We start from the raw sequence: 15,082 nt of genomic DNA, 5'->3' as shown, positions 1-15,082 counted from the left end.
AGGAGTGAGTAAAAGTGAGTTGGAGAAATGTAATTATAACGCAACATGCTAAATTATCATATTCTGCTAATATGATGCAGGTACAAACGAGTAATGGAATTACTCAGATTCCGCTTTCAGATATTGCATTGGTCTTAGTTGAGAGCACGCAAGTTGTTATAACTTCTCAATTGATAAGTAAATTGGCTGAGCGAGGCTGTAAGGTAATATTTGTAGATAATAAATATAATCCAATAACTGAGACAGTGAATTATTATGCACCTAAATGTAATTATCAAAAATTACTTGCGCAGTTAAATTGGGATAATTCTTTAAAAGAAAAACTATGGACTAAAATTGTCTGGTTAAAAATGAATAATCAACTCAGGGTCTTAAAAAACTATAAATTAGAGTTTACTAAGGTTGAAGAAGAAATTAATAAGCTAGAGTTTAATGATGTAAGCAATCGAGAAGCAGTAGTAGCTAGAGAGTATTTCCAAGAACTTTTTGGAAAGAGTTTTGTCAGACAAGATGAAGGAGATACTATTAATGCAGCTTTGAATTATGGTTATTCCATATTGTTATCATCTTTTAATCGTCGCATTGTTCAAAATGGTTATGAAACATATTTAGGAGTTCACCATTCTTCTATTGCCAATCAATTTAACTTAGCATCAGATTTAATGGAACCATTTAGACCTTTTGTAGATTACTGGGTAGCAGGACAAAAATTAAAAGATTTTACTCCAGATGTGCGATATGGATTGGTTGAATTGCTTAGTTTACAGATTAAATATAATGGAAAAGCTATCCTTCTAGCTAATGCAATAGATCTATTTACCAAGGAGTGTTTAGGATATTTAAGCAGTGATGTGGATAAAGTAGAAAGTGTGATGGATTTTGTCAATGAGGTACCGAACCATGCGATTGTTGATAATGTTTGATTTGCCTACAGAAACGGCTCAAGATAGAAAGAACTATCGCATATTTAGAAAAGAACTGATTAATGAAGGATTTGTAATGATCCAATTTTCTGTTTATGTCCGAGTTTGTGTTAATCGAAAAATGGCTAATTTTTTAGAAAATAGAATAAGAAATTTCTTGCCAGAAGAAGGCTTAGTACAGTCATTAATGCTAACAGAAAAGCAGTATAATGATATGCACTTTTTAATTGGAACAGCAGTAGATGATGTACGGAACACTTCAGATAGGACAGTGATTATATGATTATTAGTTATGAAGGACATCATCCGATTAAAGTATCAGATGGTAAGGTAACTTTTATAAAAGTGGCTAATTCTGCAGTTTATCGTGATTTCATTCTTTCTTTTCAAGGAAAAAGCGATAAAGTAAAATTCTTTGATGAGCATTACAATCAACTTGAAAAGAATAAATTTATTGACTGGGTTGGAGATGTTTTAATTACACAAGATTGTCTTAATTCTTATCTAACTAAAATTATTTCAAATTTATTTGAGAATATAAGTGAAAAGCATCGGAATAGAATATTTGATAAATGGAGGCAACTTAGCACCGATATTCAAGATATAATCTTTATGACTGACTTACCAATTGAAGTCAATGAAAATGTAGATTTAAAAAAGTTATTTAAATTTGATGGAATTCATTTTGATGATTCTGTACTAAGTGATCCTTATGCTATAATTGAAACAGTTGTTAAAATTCATATTGAATGTAAATTGAATTCGGTTGTTACTTTTGCAAATGTAAGTCATTATCTTACAAAAGAACAACTGAATAACTTAATTACCTTTGTAAAAGAAGTAAATGTACCTTTGATATTAATGGAATTTTCATCTCCGAATTTTAAGGTTGTTAGTGGGGATTCAAGAGTCTGTTATATTGATGAGGATTTTGTCGACTGGTACTGATTTACAATCTGAGAAGCTGATGATAAAACGTCGGTTTTAGAAGGTTGTTAAATCAGTAAGTTGAAAAACCAGTTGTTTTAGTAGAGTTCTTAGATGTATGTTTTAGAAGGTTGTTAAATCAGTAAGTTGAAAAACAGGTAAAACAGCCATCATCATAGACCATGTGTTTTAGAAGGTTGTTAAATCAGTAAGTTGAAAAACATACCGTGGAGATTTGATTAACTGGTATACGTTTTAGAAGGTTGTTAAATCAGTAAGTTGAAAAACGGCTTGTATCATTTTGCGACTGGCTACAACGTTTTAGAAGGTTGTTAAATCAGTAAGTTGAAAAACGAACTACAACAGTAAGTACAACGAGCTAGTGTTTTAGAAGGTTGTTAAATCAGTAAGTTGAAAAACCTCTTTAATCAATTGACCGAACTTGACCGCGTTTTAGAAGGTTGTTAAATCAGTAAGTTGAAAAACTCAGGTTTCTTGAGCTGGTTAGGAAAAGCAGTTTTAGAAGGTTGTTAAATCAGTAAGTTGAAAAACCCAGCATTAAATAAATCACCTGTAGCAACTGTTTTAGAAGGTTGTTAAATCAGTAAGTTGAAAAACTGGTAAGTATTACATGCCCGCAACTTTAGCGTTTTAGAAGGTTGTTAAATCAGTAAGTTGAAAAACTGTTAAATTTAAAACTACGTATAACAAAAAGTTTTAGAAGGTTGTAAAACACTATAACTTATAGGAGATAAAAATGGAAGGTTTAGTATATGTTATTCTATTTATAGGAGCTTTTATATATTACTATTGTAAAAATAACCGTAAAAAATAATATGTTTTTAAAAGTTAGGAATTATCAATTTAACTCTGTATTGACTATAATTATTTTGAATGATAGCATAGCAAGAAGGGAGCTAAGCCTAGCTCCTAAAAAATTATTATTTAGTCATTTTATAAATTACTAATAGTTGAGTGATTATAATCAGTAATTTAATAACAATGTCTAAGCAGTCTTTTATAACGGCTATTCTATAGCCGTTTTTATTTTTGTGCTTTTTGTTTTAAAAGACTAGCGAATCCATGATTTAACGAACTCCGCTATTTGTATAGCGGAGTTATTTTTTCCTCTCAATTTAATACAAGTACCAAAGAACTTTGAAAATAATAGCAATTGGTCTATACATGAATATTGACTATTTAATAAAAAAATAGCAATATATAAGTGTGGTTAGAAAGCGGTTACATAGTAAAAAGAAAGACATTTCTTTTAGAGGATTTTTATGGACCAAAGAAAAAATGCAAATGTATTATGGTTTGATGAATTAAAGCGTGAAGATGTTGATTTAGTCGGGGGAAAATCATCTTCACTTGGTGAATTGACTTCGGGAACTAACGTACCAGTTCCTTATGGCTTTGCGACTACAGCTTCAGCATATCGTTACTTCATGAAAGTAACTGGTTTAAATGAAAAAATCGATGCACTACTCAAAACATTGAAAAATGTTGATGATTCTGATGAACTACATAAGATTTGTAGCCAAATTAGAAAACTTATTGTTGCTGCAAAGATGCCAGTTGACTTAGCTAAAGAAATTGGTGATAACTACGATAAGTTGGCAATGAAGATGAAAGTAAATGAACCTTTTGTTGCAGTTCGTTCTAGTGCAACAGCTGAAGATTTACCTGATGCTTCCTTTGCTGGACAACAAGATACGTATTTGAATGTTCATGGACGTGATAATGTCATTCAAAAGGTTAAGGAATGCTATGCTTCAACCTTTACTGATCGAGCAACATATTACCGCGTAAAGCAGGGATTCCCACATGAAAAAGTTGCTTTATCTGCTGCTGTTCAAATGATGGCCTTTTCTAAGGCAAGTGGCGTTATGTTTACAGTTAATGTTGCTACCGGTGATGATAGCAAGGTTATGATTGAAGGCTCATGGGGCTTAGGCGAATATATTGTTCAAGGTACTGTAACGCCAGATAACTTTGTTGTAGATAAAGCAAGTGGCAAAATTAGTGATAAAACAATTAATAATAAAAATGTTGAACTTATCCGTTTGCGTGATGGCGGTGTAGAGGATCGGAAAGTACCAGAAGATATTGCAACTAAGCCTTGCTTAACTGATGAACAAGTTGAGCAATTAGCAAGTTATGCTAAAGAAATTGAAAAACACTATGGTTGCTATATGGATATGGAATGGTCATTAGATGAAGATGATAAGTTATGGCTAGTTCAAGCTCGTCCAGAAACCGTTTGGTCTCAAAGAAAAAAGGCCGGAAAAATGTCCAAAGATACTAGCGATGAAAACTTAACTACAGATCACAAAGTATTAGTAAGTGGGTTACCAGCAAGTCCTGGTATCAAACATGGTATTGTTCATGTGATTGAAAACCCAGAAGATATTGATAAATTTAAAGATGGTGAAGTATTAGTTACCTTGATGACTTCACCAGACTGGGTTCCAGCAATGAAAAAAGCTAGTGCTATTGTAACAAATAATGGTGGTATGACTTGCCACGCTGCAATTGTTTCTCGTGAAATGCAGATTCCATGTATTGTTGGTACTGCAAGTCGTGGCGCTAAGGCAACTGCTGTTTTGAAAGATGGACAGGAAGTCACTGTTGATGCTAAAAATGGGGTTGTATATCAAGGCGTTGTAGCTGATATGGTTAAAAAGCCTAAACAAGGTGTTGCAACTCCTGTTGCAGGATACTTTGCTCCAACTGCCACAGGCGTTATGATGAATTTAGGTGATCCAGATTTAGTAGATCGTTATAAAGATTTACCTTGTGATGGAATTGGTTTGATGAGAGAAGAATTCTTATGGACTACTTATATTCATCAACACCCATTATATTTGATTGAAACTGGACACCCAGAACGAGTGGTAAATGAATTAGCAAATGGTATTAGTAAAGTTGCTCGTGCTATGAATCCAAAACCAGTTGTTTTGCGCTTTAGCGACTTTAAGAGTGGTGAATATCGTAACTTAAAGGGTGGCGATAAATTTGAACCACATGAAAGTGCCGATTTATTAGGCTGGCGTGGAGCATCAAGATATTATGATCCTAAGTATATTGAAGCCTTTAAGTTAGAGCTAGAAGCAGTTAAAAAGGTAAGAAATGAATATGGTTTGACTAATTTGAATGTAATGATTCCATTTGTCAGAACTGTAGATGAGTTAAAGAAAGTTATTGAAATTATGGCTGAGGCTGGCTTAAAACGGAGCAATGACTTTAAGATTTATATGATGGCTGAAATTCCTTCTAATATTATTTTAGCTGATCAATTTAACCAATATATTGATGGCTATTCAATTGGTTCTAATGATTTAACGATGCTCTTACTTGGTTGTGATCGGAATAATGATACTGTATCAAGCTTATTTGATGAAAGAAACTTAGCAATTAAGAGAGCTATTCGTCATTTGATTAAGACGGCTCACAAAGATGGAAAGACAGTTTCAATTTGTGGACAAGCTCCATCAGAATATCCAGAATTTACGGAATTTTTAGTAAAGAGTGGAATTGATTATGTTTCTGTAAATCCAGATATGGTTAAAGCAACTAAGCGCAATGTTGCTCGTTATGAACAAAGAATTATTCTTGATCATGCAACAGGTCTTGGTAGAGCAGATGTAGAAGATTATGAATGGTAATATTTAAATAATTTAAAAAGTGGGCGCCCTGATAGGGGCGCCCTTTTTTTATGATAATATTTAAGAATATGAACTTATTGGATGGTGAGTAGATGATTAAGGAAATAATTAAAGACGAAATGTTTTTAAAAAGAAAATCTTTACCAGCAACTAAAGCTGATTTGTCGATTGGGCGAGATTTAAGGGATACTTTGCAAGCTAATAAAGAACGTTGTGTTGGTATGGCTGCTAATATGATTGGTTACTCTAAAAGAGTAATTATCGTGAATATTGGCTTCTTTGATGTAGTCATGTTCAATCCAGTGATTCTTGAACGCAAGAATCCTTATCAAGTTAGTGAAGGATGTTTATCTTTATCTGGAAGCCGTAATACACTTAGATTTAAAGAGGTAAAAGTTGCTTTTTTTGATGAAAAATGGGAAAATCAGGAGTTGACTTTGACAGGTTTCGCAGCAGAAATTTGCCAACATGAGATGGACCATTTAGAAGGAATATTAATTTAGCAAGAATAGTTATTGATAACTAAAAAATAGGGTTTTATTATGTTAGGCATAACATGAGATTTTTAGGGTGACAACATTATAATGAATAAAGAAAGAATCAAGGTTATAATACCTTATTTTATTATTTTAGTAGCTAGCCTAGGTACATTATTACCACAGATAGCTTTTCATGCGACTATTTTGGGATCAGATACTGTTTTTCACTGGTCCCGTTTTTATGATATAAAGATGCAATTGGCTAATGGCAGTTTTAATTGGTTTCAGATGAATTATACATTTCAACAAACTGGACAAATTGTTAATGCTTTTTATGGGCCTTTGTTTGCTTGGTTAAATGGTGTATTACTTTTTATTACTAATAATTGGTTTCAATATCAAATTGTTTCTGGCTTAATTCTTTTGCTTATTTCCGGAATTGGAATATATCGGATGTGCTTAAAGGTTAATTGCCCTAGTTACCTGGGGGTAATATTGGCTATTTTATATAACAATGTTGGAATGATTCCAGTCTGGCTAATTGGGAGCAATTTTTCTGCTTGGGGTGCGGCTTTAATGCCGTATCTTTGTATTCAAATAGTTAATCTATTAGAAGAGAAAAAGAATCCTTATCATTGGCAAGTCGTTACTTTGATTTTTGCAATAGTAGCTAATATCCACCTTCTTTCCTTTATTTTATTGGCTTTAGCATTTTGCCCATTCTTATTTTTAAGTTTTATTAGAACAACAAATAAAGGGCTTTTCATTTTAGGATTAGTAAAATCTGCTCTTTGGGGAATTGGATTGACAGGCACAATCTGGGGTTGTTTTTTGTTAGTTTATAGGACAAACAAAATATCAAGTCCTGGGACATTTGATTTAGCAGGAGCAACCATCCACTTATCACCTAAAGGAGTTGCTTTAAAAGACTTTCTAATTGCTGTTGCAATCTTGTTTTTGTTGCAAATATTACTAGCAATTATTACTTTTAAGCTGAATATAAATAATTTTTATATTACTTTTGTTGGGACACTCTTTTTGCTGTTGGCTACTAATTGGTTAATTAATTGGAGTACGGTACAGAAAATCTTTCCAGGATTAGGTTCATCATTCCAGTTTCCATTTAGGTTTACAATTGTTTTTTATGCTTTGTTTATGCTGGGCTTAGCATATAGTAGTCAGCTTTTATTTAAAAATACAAAATATGGAAAGTGGATATACACAATTAGTATTGCTTTAGTAACAATTTTTGCATATCAGGAAACTTTTTCTTGGGTGCAAAGAACTTCTTCACAAACTAATTCAGTGATGATATATTCTCCTAAATCAAAAGTTTTTAATGAGCAACAAGTAGAAGCTTTTGGTAATAAGCCAGGTCAATTATTCAGATATTATCTCAACATAAAGCCGGACTATTTGCCAGTAACAAATAAAAAATTGAATCCTAACGATGTAAGAGATTTATATGAAAAATTTATAAAAGATGATTATATAAAATATCAACATCGAGTATTAAAAAATGGCTCTTTAGAGTTGAAATGGAATAGTTCTAAAAAAGAAAAGATTACTTTACCGTTAATAATGTATCAACAATCAGAATTGATAGTTAATGGAAAGAGGTTAACCCATCTGCAAAAAACAGAAATCGGTAATCCTGTAGTACAAAGTAAAATAGGTGTAAATAATGCGATTTTATCATTTAGGGTTCCTCTTTGGTTTAATTTATTGATTGTTGTTAATTTTGCTAGTTGGATATTGTTTATAGCAACATTTTGTTTTAAGAGAAAATAAAAAATTCTAGGATATAGAAATATATCCTAGAATTTTTTTATTTCATTTCATATTGTGATTTTCCTGAAACTTTACCATCAGTAAAAGTGATGTTGAAATTGGCACCAACGCTACCTTTAATACCAGAAGTGTATTCCCATACTTCTGATTTATAGCCTGCTAAATCTGTAATGGTATAACCATTAGGTTCTCCTAATTTCTTTTTGACATCATCTTGTGATTGCCCATCAGATATTGCCTCAAAATCGCTCAGTGATAACTTCTTAGAACGATTTACTTTTAAACCACTGATACTTTTGACTACCGCATGATCATTGTCAAAATTAATTGTAATGTTTGAAGCAAAACTACCATTATCTACACTATCCCAAGTTAGCAGCTCTGTTTTTATATTTTCAACTGTCGATGAACTAGTTGATGCTTCTTTTTTTCCAAATAACTTTCTGATTGTTTCCTTACTATCACCATTTGAGGATGATAAGTTAATTTTGTTGAAGTTTGTCAAAGAAACTAGATTACCGTTACTTGAACTCTTCGAAGAAGAACTTGCATTTGATGAGCTAGTTGAATTAGAAGTGTTTTTTCCAAATGTTGAACTTGCAGCTCCCACCAAAATTAATACTACTAGCCAAAACCAAATTCTTTTATAAATTGGCTTCTTTTTGTTTTCTTCTTTTTTCATAAAAAGACCTCCTAAATATTTAAAATCAACTATTTTGACTATAGCAAGAGGCCTAGATAGCAACAAGCAACTTATAGTTGAAGTTACGCAACTTATAAGTGCATTTAGCTGAGTATTTCCTGGGTAATAAAAAAGCTCTAACATATGTTAGAGCTACTATGCCTCAAACAGGAGTCGAACCTGCACTCTGTTGCCAGAACAGCGACCTGAACGCTGCGCGTCTGCCTATTCCGCCATTGAGGCTTTTAATTACGTTATTTATCATACCAAATTTTTGCTAAAATGTAAGTAGTTATAATATTTATGAGGCGAATTATGATAGAAATTTCTGATAAAGTGGTTAGATCCACAATTTTTAAGCGCCCTAGCAATTCATATAAAGGAATGTATGGACGTGTTTTGCTAATTGGGGGAAATCTCAATTTTGGTGGAGCGATTATTATGTCAGCTGAAGCTACTGTTAATTCGGGTGCAGGACTAACCAGTGTTGCAACTGATATTAATAACTTATGTTCATTGCATAGTCGTATTCCAGAAGTTATGTTTATAGACTGGCGAGATACAAAATTAGTTGAAGCAATTGAAAACTCCGATGTAATTGCAATTGGCCCTGGTTTGGGACTTGATGCACAAGCAAAATTGTTATTGAAGTTAGTAAAAAATACAGTTAAAAGCACACAAACTGTTATTTTAGATGCCAGTGCGTTGGATTTGTTGGCTGAAGATTATACCTTATTGCCTGTTAATGCAAAGAAGATAGTGTTAACTCCTCATCAAAAAGAATGGGAGCGAGTTAGTCAGATAAAGATTCCATTTCAAGAAGATGGGGATAATTTTGCAGTTCTGAAATCATTGTTTCCAGATAATAATGGAATTTTGGTTTTAAAATCTAATCACACTAAAATTTATGACTGCTTTGGGAAAGTTTATCAAAACCCATTAGGCAATCCTGGTATGGCAACAGGAGGAATGGGGGATACATTAACAGGAATATTAGCTGGTTTTTGTGGTCAGTTTTCTGCTAAGATAGAAACGGTTGCAAGTGCTGTTTATTTGCATTCTTTGGCTGGGGATGAACTATTCAAGAAGCGTTATGTGGTTTTACCAACCCAACTTAGTGCTAAAATTCCCCAACTTATGAAACAATTTTCATTAGAATAAGAGGTAAGAAAGTGAAACGATTCTTTAAAGCAATTATTTGTTTATTGAGCTTTTTGCTAGTTAGTTCGTTAGCTTTAACTGCTGGAACTGTATCTGCAAGCACTAGTATTAATAACATAAATGCAGATGAAGTTAATTTAGATGTTAAAGCTGCGATTACAATTGATAAAAAAACAGGTGAAGTTTTATATGCAAAAAATGCAGCTCAAGCTTTGCCGATTGCTTCAATGTCTAAATTAATTACAATTTATCTAACATTACAAGCTATCAAAGATGGTAAGCTTAGTTGGAATCAAAAATTGACTCCTACTAAGAACATAGTAAAGTTGAGCAATAATTCAGATTATTCAAATGTTCCATTGCAAGAAAAACATCAATATACAGTTAAACAACTATATGAAGCATCACTAATTGAATCAGCTAATGGTGCAGTAATGATGTTGGCACAGGCTGTTTATGGAAGTCAGGAAAATGCTGTAAATCAAATGAGAACGCTTCTAAAAAAATGGAACATTACTGATGCTCAAATATATACCACATGTGGTTTGAAAAATGGTGAAGTAGGTTCAGATGCATATCCTGGAGCTGGTAAAAATGTTGAAAATGAGATTCCAGCAGTTGGTGTTGCCAAAATAGTTGACCATTTATTGACTGATTATCCTGAAATACTTAATACTTCTAAATTAGCTGAACTAGATTTTAAGGATGGATCAACTGTAACTAAAATGCAAAACTGGAACTGGATGTTAAAAGGACTATCACAGTATGATAGTGCATATCCTTTGGATGGCTTGAAAACAGGTACTAGTGAAAAAGCTGGGGCTTGTTTTGCAGGGACTTTAAAATATAAAGGTCGCAGATTAATTACCATTGTTATGGGTGCTAAGCATGCAGATGGTACAGATCCAAGTCGGTTTACACAAACTAAAAAAATGCTTGACTATGTATATAACAATTATCAATTATACATTTATAAGAAAGGTACACAATTAACCAATCTTAAAGGAATCAAAGTAAATGATGGAAACCAAAAGATTGCTAATTTAGTGGTTAAAAAAGATACTGGAATTTGGCAAAAGACAAGTTCTACAGGAAAATTAGCATTTTCTAAATCAGCAATTGAGGCACCAATTAAGAAGGGCCAACTAGCAGGTTACTATCTGTTTACTAATAACCCAAGCATTTATTCAAGTAAGGGCACCAAATTAGCTGCTACAGTTCGTGAAAATATTGACCAAGCTAATATTTTTGTTAGAATATGGCATTTTTTCTTTAAGTAAAATATGATATATAAGCACTAGAGTTTCTGTTTTTTTAGTAGTATACTTTTATCGTTTAAAGAGGAGGAGTATAGTATGAAAAAATTTGGAATATCAAGTGCTTTTTTGTTGGCCTTAACTCCGTTATTCTTCAGTGCCCAATCTGTTAAAGCGGCAGAAAGTTCTGAAAACATTGAAAGTGCTAAAATAAATGAATCAGTAAAGGTTCAACCTATTAGAGAAGTTATAAAAATTAAATACAATGGGTTGGGTGGTGTAGCAGTTTGGAAAAGTTATAGCTATGCTTCTGGACTAACTGGTTCTTATTTAGGAAATAATACGCGGTGGCAAGCTTTTGCGATTGCGACAAACACAGATGGAACTAAGTGGTATAACTTAGGTGGAAATCAATGGGTGAAGTCAGATTATGTTATTTCCGATTCGAATCTAGGTACTGTAAAAAGTGAAACTAATCAGCCTGTAACCTCATTAAAACCTGAAAATGCTAAGATAGAAAATCAAACTGGTGTAGTCAAAATTAAGTATGATGGCTTAGGTGGTGTAGCAGTTTGGAAAAGTTATGATACTAATCAAGGTTTAACAGGTCAATACTTACCTAAAGATAGTTCTTGGCAATATTTTAAAGTTGCAACTACAAATAATGGAACTAAGTGGTATAACTTAGGCGGAAATCAATGGGTGAAGTCAGATTATGCTATTGAAAAATCACATTCAAATGTAGATGTAATTGAAAAAAGTACGCAACAACAGCCAGTTGTAATCCCGCAGACATTAAAAAATCAAACAGGTGTAGTTAAAATTAAGTATGATGGTTTAGGTGGTGTAGCAGTTTGGAAAAGCTATAATACTAGTCAAGGTTTAACAGGTCATTATTTACCTAAAGATAGTTCTTGGCAATATTTTAAAATAGCTGTAATGAAAGATGGAACTAAGTGGTATAACTTAGGCGGAAATCAATGGGTAAAGTCCGATTATGTTGTTGATAAATCCCAGCCAAATGGCGAAACAACAAAAAAGCAAGAGGCTGGACAGTCAACTGTAGCACCTGCTAATTTAGAAAATAGAAATGGTGTAATAAGAATTAACTATAATGGTTTAGGCGGCGTGGCAGTTTGGAAAAGTTATGATACTAATCAAGGCATAACAGGTCATTATTTGTCAAAGGGAAGTTCCTGGCAATATTTTAAAGTAGCTACAATGAAAGATGGAACTAAGTGGTATAACTTAGGTGGAAATCAATGGGTAAAGTCCGACTATGCAATTGATCTTTCAGTACCTAAAAAAGAGAATGTTACGCCAGTACAAAAATCTAATGATGGGATGAATGTTCAAGATCAGACAGGAGTTTTGAGTATAAATTATTCTGGTCTTGGAGGTGTAGCAGTTTGGAAAAACTATGATACGATGCAAGGTTTAACTGGGAGCTATTTACGTAATGGAAGTTCTTGGCAATATTTCAAAGTTGCAGTAGCAGCTAATGGTGCTAAGTGGTACAACTTAGGTGGAAACCAATGGGTAATGGGACAGTACGTTTCCTTGAAATATGAAAATCCTACTGGATTAAATGGAAATATTGTCAAAGATGGCAACCGATATATTTTTAAAAATAACACTGGTGAAGTATTAACTGGAACAATAATTAATGGAAAGCAAACCTTTATTACAGATCCATATGGTGGAATCTATTACGTTCAAAATGACGCTCCAGTTATTAGTCAGCTCCCTGAACTGCCTACAGGTTGTGAAATGACTGCTGTTACTATGATGCTTCAATATGCAGGAGCAAATGTAAGTAAGTTACAAGTTGCTAATGAAACACCACGTAGTAGTAATGGAAATTATGGGTTTGTTGGTAGCCCTTATTCTTCAACTGGTTGGTGGGTATTTCCAACTGGAATCGCACCAGTAGTTAATAAGCACTTAGGTACAAGTCAAGTCATGACTGGTGCAAGTATAGATGCTATTAAAGATAAGTTAATTCACGGTCATTTAGTTGTAGTTTGGGTAGCTAATATGAATGGTTTCATTAATCATGCTCTTACCTTAACTGGCTATAATAATAACGGTACTTTATATTACAATAACCCATGGACTGGCAAAAAAGAAAGTATGTCAGTAAATGAATTTATGGGGAAATGGACTCTTGATCAAAAGAGAGCATTGAGCTACTAAAAGAATGTTTTGGTAGCAAAAAAAACAAAAGCCTGTTATAATGGCACGTGAATAAAAGTCAAAAGTAGTAGCCATGAAAGCTTTAAGCGAGTCTGTGTTGGTGGAAGACAGATAGTGGAAGTGGTGAAGGCGTGTTTGATTATCATTAATGTTAATAAACAAAGCGGATGTTATCATCAAGTAGAGTGGTACCGCGGGTTAATACTCGTCTCTTTCTAGTCTAACTAGAAGGAGACTTTTTTATTTGTGAGGTGTAGATATGGACTTTAAACAAAAAGTAGTTGAATTGATTTCTTCTCAAGTTGAATTACCAAAGGAAAAAATTAATAGTTTGATTGAGCGCCCTAAGAATCCAGAAATGGGTGATTATGCTTTCCCAGCATTTATTCTTGCTAAAACTTTACACAAGAATCCAGCAGAAATTGCCAAAGCTATAGTAGCAAATTTATCTGATGATAATTTTGAAAAAATTCAAGCTGTGGGGCCTTATGTTAACTTTTCAATTAAGAAATCAGCTTTGATTTCTCAAACTTTAGAAGAAGTTTTGGTTAAGAAGAACAATTATGGTAACCAAAATTTGGGTAGTGGTAATGTTGCAATTGATATGTCTAGTCCTAATATTGCTAAGCCAATGTCAATGGGGCATCTTCGTTCTACTGTAATTGGTAACTCAATTGCTAAAATTTTGACTAAGGTTGGCTATACTCCTATAAAAATTAACCACTTAGGAGATTATGGAACTCAATTTGGAAAATTAATTACTGCATATAAGTTATGGGGTAATGAAGAAGATGTTAAAAAAGATCCAATTAATAGTTTGTTCCACTACTATGTAAAATTCCATGAAGTTGCTGAAGAAAAGCCTGAGCTTGAAGATGAAGGTCGTGCATGGTTTAAGAAACTTGAAGGTGGCGATTCTGAAGCTGTTAAGCTTTGGAACTGGTTTAGAAAGGTTTCTTTACAAGAATTTAACCGAATTTACAAGAAGTTAAATGTTGAGTTTGATTCATACCATGGTGAAGCATTTTACAATGACAAGATGGATGCAATTGTTGATGAATTACGTCAAAAAGACCTCCTTGTTGAATCTCGTGGGGCTCAAGTTGTAGATTTAGGCCCAGATAAAAATCCAGCTATGATTTTAAAATCTGATGGTACAAGTATCTATACTACCCGTGATTTAACTGCAGCAGAATATCGTAAAAAGCACTATGATTTTGTTCAAGCACTTTATGTGGTAGGTAATGAACAATCTGCATATTTCGAACAACTTAAAGAAGTTTTGAAAAAGATGGGCCATGAATGGGCTGATGATATCCATCATATTCCATTTGGCTTGATTACCCAAGGTGGTAAGAAGCTTTCAACACGTAAGGGGAATGTCGTATTTTTAGATAAAGTTTTGGAAGATGCAGTTGAACTTGCCATGAAGCAAATTGAAACGAAGAATCCTAGCTTGCCAAATAAAGAACAAGTTGCTAATGAAGTAGGTATTGGTGCCGTTGTTTTCCATGATTTAAAGAATGATCGTTTAGATGCTTTCGATTTCAACCTTGAAGAAGTGGTTCGTTTCGAAGGAGAAACAGGTCCTTATGTACAATACACTAATGCCCGTGCTCAAAGTATTTTGAGAAAAGCTAACCAAATTGTTACAATTGATGAACTTGATTTAAGTGATGAATGGGCATTTGCAGTAGCCAAAGATTTAGCAGACTTCCCAGCAGTTTTAGCAAAAGCAAGTGAAAAATATGAACCATCAATTATTGCTAAATTTGCATTAAAACTTGCTAAGCACTTCAACAAGTACTATGCAAACGTTCGTATTCTTGACGAAGATGACCAATTAGCTGCCCGTTTAGCTTTAGTTAAAGCAACTTCAATTGTTTTGACAGAAAGTTTGCATTTATTAGGGGTAGCCGCTCCAAAAGAAATGTAAGTCTAGACCTTGTTAATATTGGAACTTGTGTGTAGAATATAACTTGTAGAATTTCTAGGAGGT

At 33.2% G+C, this 15,082-nt stretch carries 11 protein-coding genes, 1 tRNA gene and 1 CRISPR repeat array; of the genes, 10 read left to right on the top strand and 2 right to left on the bottom strand.

Features of this window, described 5'->3' with window-relative positions; all coding sequences use genetic code 11:
* The first annotated feature begins 14 nt into the window (after positions 1-14).
* From cas1 to ETI37_RS03600, 6 genes are all read left to right on the top strand, one after another.
* Positions 15-923 carry a type II CRISPR-associated endonuclease Cas1 gene (gene cas1, locus ETI37_RS03625; protein ID WP_006586412.1) on the top strand — a complete coding sequence of 303 codons (909 nt, stop codon included), beginning with the start codon at positions 15-17 and terminating at the stop codon, positions 921-923.
* Complete coding sequence (gene cas2, locus ETI37_RS03620) at positions 901-1,206, top strand: CRISPR-associated endonuclease Cas2 (RefSeq protein ID WP_006587693.1); 306 nt, start codon at positions 901-903, stop codon at positions 1,204-1,206. The genes cas1 and cas2 overlap by 23 nt, the downstream gene beginning before the upstream one ends.
* Complete coding sequence (gene csn2, locus ETI37_RS03615; RefSeq protein WP_006586414.1) at positions 1,203-1,871, top strand: type II-A CRISPR-associated protein Csn2; 669 nt, start codon at positions 1,203-1,205, stop codon at positions 1,869-1,871. The genes cas2 and csn2 overlap by 4 nt, the downstream gene beginning before the upstream one ends.
* Positions 1,872-1,904: 33 nt before the next feature.
* Positions 1,905-2,534: direct repeats of the CRISPR family, unit length 36 nt; unit sequence GTTTTAGAAGGTTGTTAAATCAGTAAGTTGAAAAAC.
* Between the two features lie 599 nt (positions 2,535-3,133).
* Positions 3,134-5,518 carry a phosphoenolpyruvate synthase gene (gene ppsA, locus ETI37_RS03610; RefSeq protein ID WP_143458489.1) on the top strand — a complete coding sequence of 795 codons (2,385 nt, stop codon included), beginning with the start codon at positions 3,134-3,136 and terminating at the stop codon, positions 5,516-5,518.
* A gap of 92 nt (positions 5,519-5,610) precedes the next feature.
* The gene (locus ETI37_RS03605; RefSeq protein ID WP_006586416.1) at positions 5,611-6,021 is read left to right on the top strand and encodes a peptide deformylase; all 411 of its coding nucleotides are present in this window, start codon (positions 5,611-5,613) and stop codon (positions 6,019-6,021) included.
* A gap of 81 nt (positions 6,022-6,102) precedes the next feature.
* Entirely contained in the window at positions 6,103-7,788 is a 1,686-nt protein-coding gene (locus ETI37_RS03600; RefSeq protein ID WP_006586417.1) for a hypothetical protein, read from the top strand.
* 37 nt (positions 7,789-7,825) lie between these two features.
* On the opposite strand, the gene ETI37_RS03595 is transcribed toward ETI37_RS03600, so the two are convergent.
* Both ETI37_RS03595 and ETI37_RS03590 read right to left on the bottom strand, forming a co-directional pair.
* The gene (locus tag ETI37_RS03595; protein WP_006587691.1) at positions 7,826-8,470 is read right to left on the bottom strand and encodes a DUF3862 domain-containing protein; all 645 of its coding nucleotides are present in this window, start codon (positions 8,468-8,470) and stop codon (positions 7,826-7,828) included.
* A gap of 159 nt (positions 8,471-8,629) precedes the next feature.
* Positions 8,630-8,713, bottom strand: a tRNA-Leu gene (locus ETI37_RS03590).
* Positions 8,714-8,785: 72 nt separating this feature from the next.
* Here ETI37_RS03590 and ETI37_RS03585 point away from each other — a divergent pair.
* The 4 genes from ETI37_RS03585 (at position 8,786) to argS (ending at position 15,019) form a co-directional block, all read left to right on the top strand.
* The gene (locus ETI37_RS03585) at positions 8,786-9,631 is read left to right on the top strand and encodes an NAD(P)H-hydrate dehydratase (RefSeq protein ID WP_006586419.1); all 846 of its coding nucleotides are present in this window, start codon (positions 8,786-8,788) and stop codon (positions 9,629-9,631) included.
* A gap of 11 nt (positions 9,632-9,642) precedes the next feature.
* A complete protein-coding gene (locus ETI37_RS03580; RefSeq protein WP_006586420.1) occupies positions 9,643-10,911 on the top strand; it encodes a serine hydrolase in 1,269 nt (422 codons plus the stop codon).
* 75 nt (positions 10,912-10,986) lie between these two features.
* Positions 10,987-13,083 carry a C39 family peptidase gene (locus tag ETI37_RS07885; RefSeq protein ID WP_006586421.1) on the top strand — a complete coding sequence of 699 codons (2,097 nt, stop codon included), beginning with the start codon at positions 10,987-10,989 and terminating at the stop codon, positions 13,081-13,083.
* 259 nt (positions 13,084-13,342) lie between these two features.
* Positions 13,343-15,019, top strand: a complete 1,677-nt coding sequence (gene argS / locus ETI37_RS03560) for an arginine--tRNA ligase (protein ID WP_006586422.1) — start codon at positions 13,343-13,345, stop codon at positions 15,017-15,019.
* Positions 15,020-15,082: the final 63 nt, after the last annotated feature.

This window comes from Lactobacillus mulieris (assembly GCF_007095465.1).
Lineage (GTDB): Bacteria > Bacillota > Bacilli > Lactobacillales > Lactobacillaceae > Lactobacillus > Lactobacillus mulieris.
The sequence above is the reverse complement of the archived record's forward strand: the minus strand, read 5'-3'. Positions and strand labels throughout refer to the sequence as shown.

Excerpts from the sequence above, each read along its gene's own strand:
- cas2 (WP_006587693.1), top strand. The coding sequence starts at position 901 with ATGCGATTGTTGATAATGTTTGATTTGCCTACAGAAACGGCTCAAGAT.
- csn2 (WP_006586414.1), top strand. The coding sequence starts at position 1,203 with ATGATTATTAGTTATGAAGGACATCATCCGATTAAAGTATCAGATGGT.
- ppsA (WP_143458489.1), top strand. The coding sequence starts at position 3,134 with ATGGACCAAAGAAAAAATGCAAATGTATTATGGTTTGATGAATTAAAG.
- ETI37_RS03605 (WP_006586416.1), top strand. The coding sequence starts at position 5,611 with ATGATTAAGGAAATAATTAAAGACGAAATGTTTTTAAAAAGAAAATCT.
- ETI37_RS03600 (WP_006586417.1), top strand. The coding sequence starts at position 6,103 with ATGAATAAAGAAAGAATCAAGGTTATAATACCTTATTTTATTATTTTA.
- ETI37_RS03595 (WP_006587691.1), bottom strand. The coding sequence starts at position 8,470 with ATGAAAAAAGAAGAAAACAAAAAGAAGCCAATTTATAAAAGAATTTGG.
- ETI37_RS03585 (WP_006586419.1), top strand. The coding sequence starts at position 8,786 with ATGATAGAAATTTCTGATAAAGTGGTTAGATCCACAATTTTTAAGCGC.
- ETI37_RS07885 (WP_006586421.1), top strand. The coding sequence starts at position 10,987 with ATGAAAAAATTTGGAATATCAAGTGCTTTTTTGTTGGCCTTAACTCCG.
- argS (WP_006586422.1), top strand. The coding sequence starts at position 13,343 with ATGGACTTTAAACAAAAAGTAGTTGAATTGATTTCTTCTCAAGTTGAA.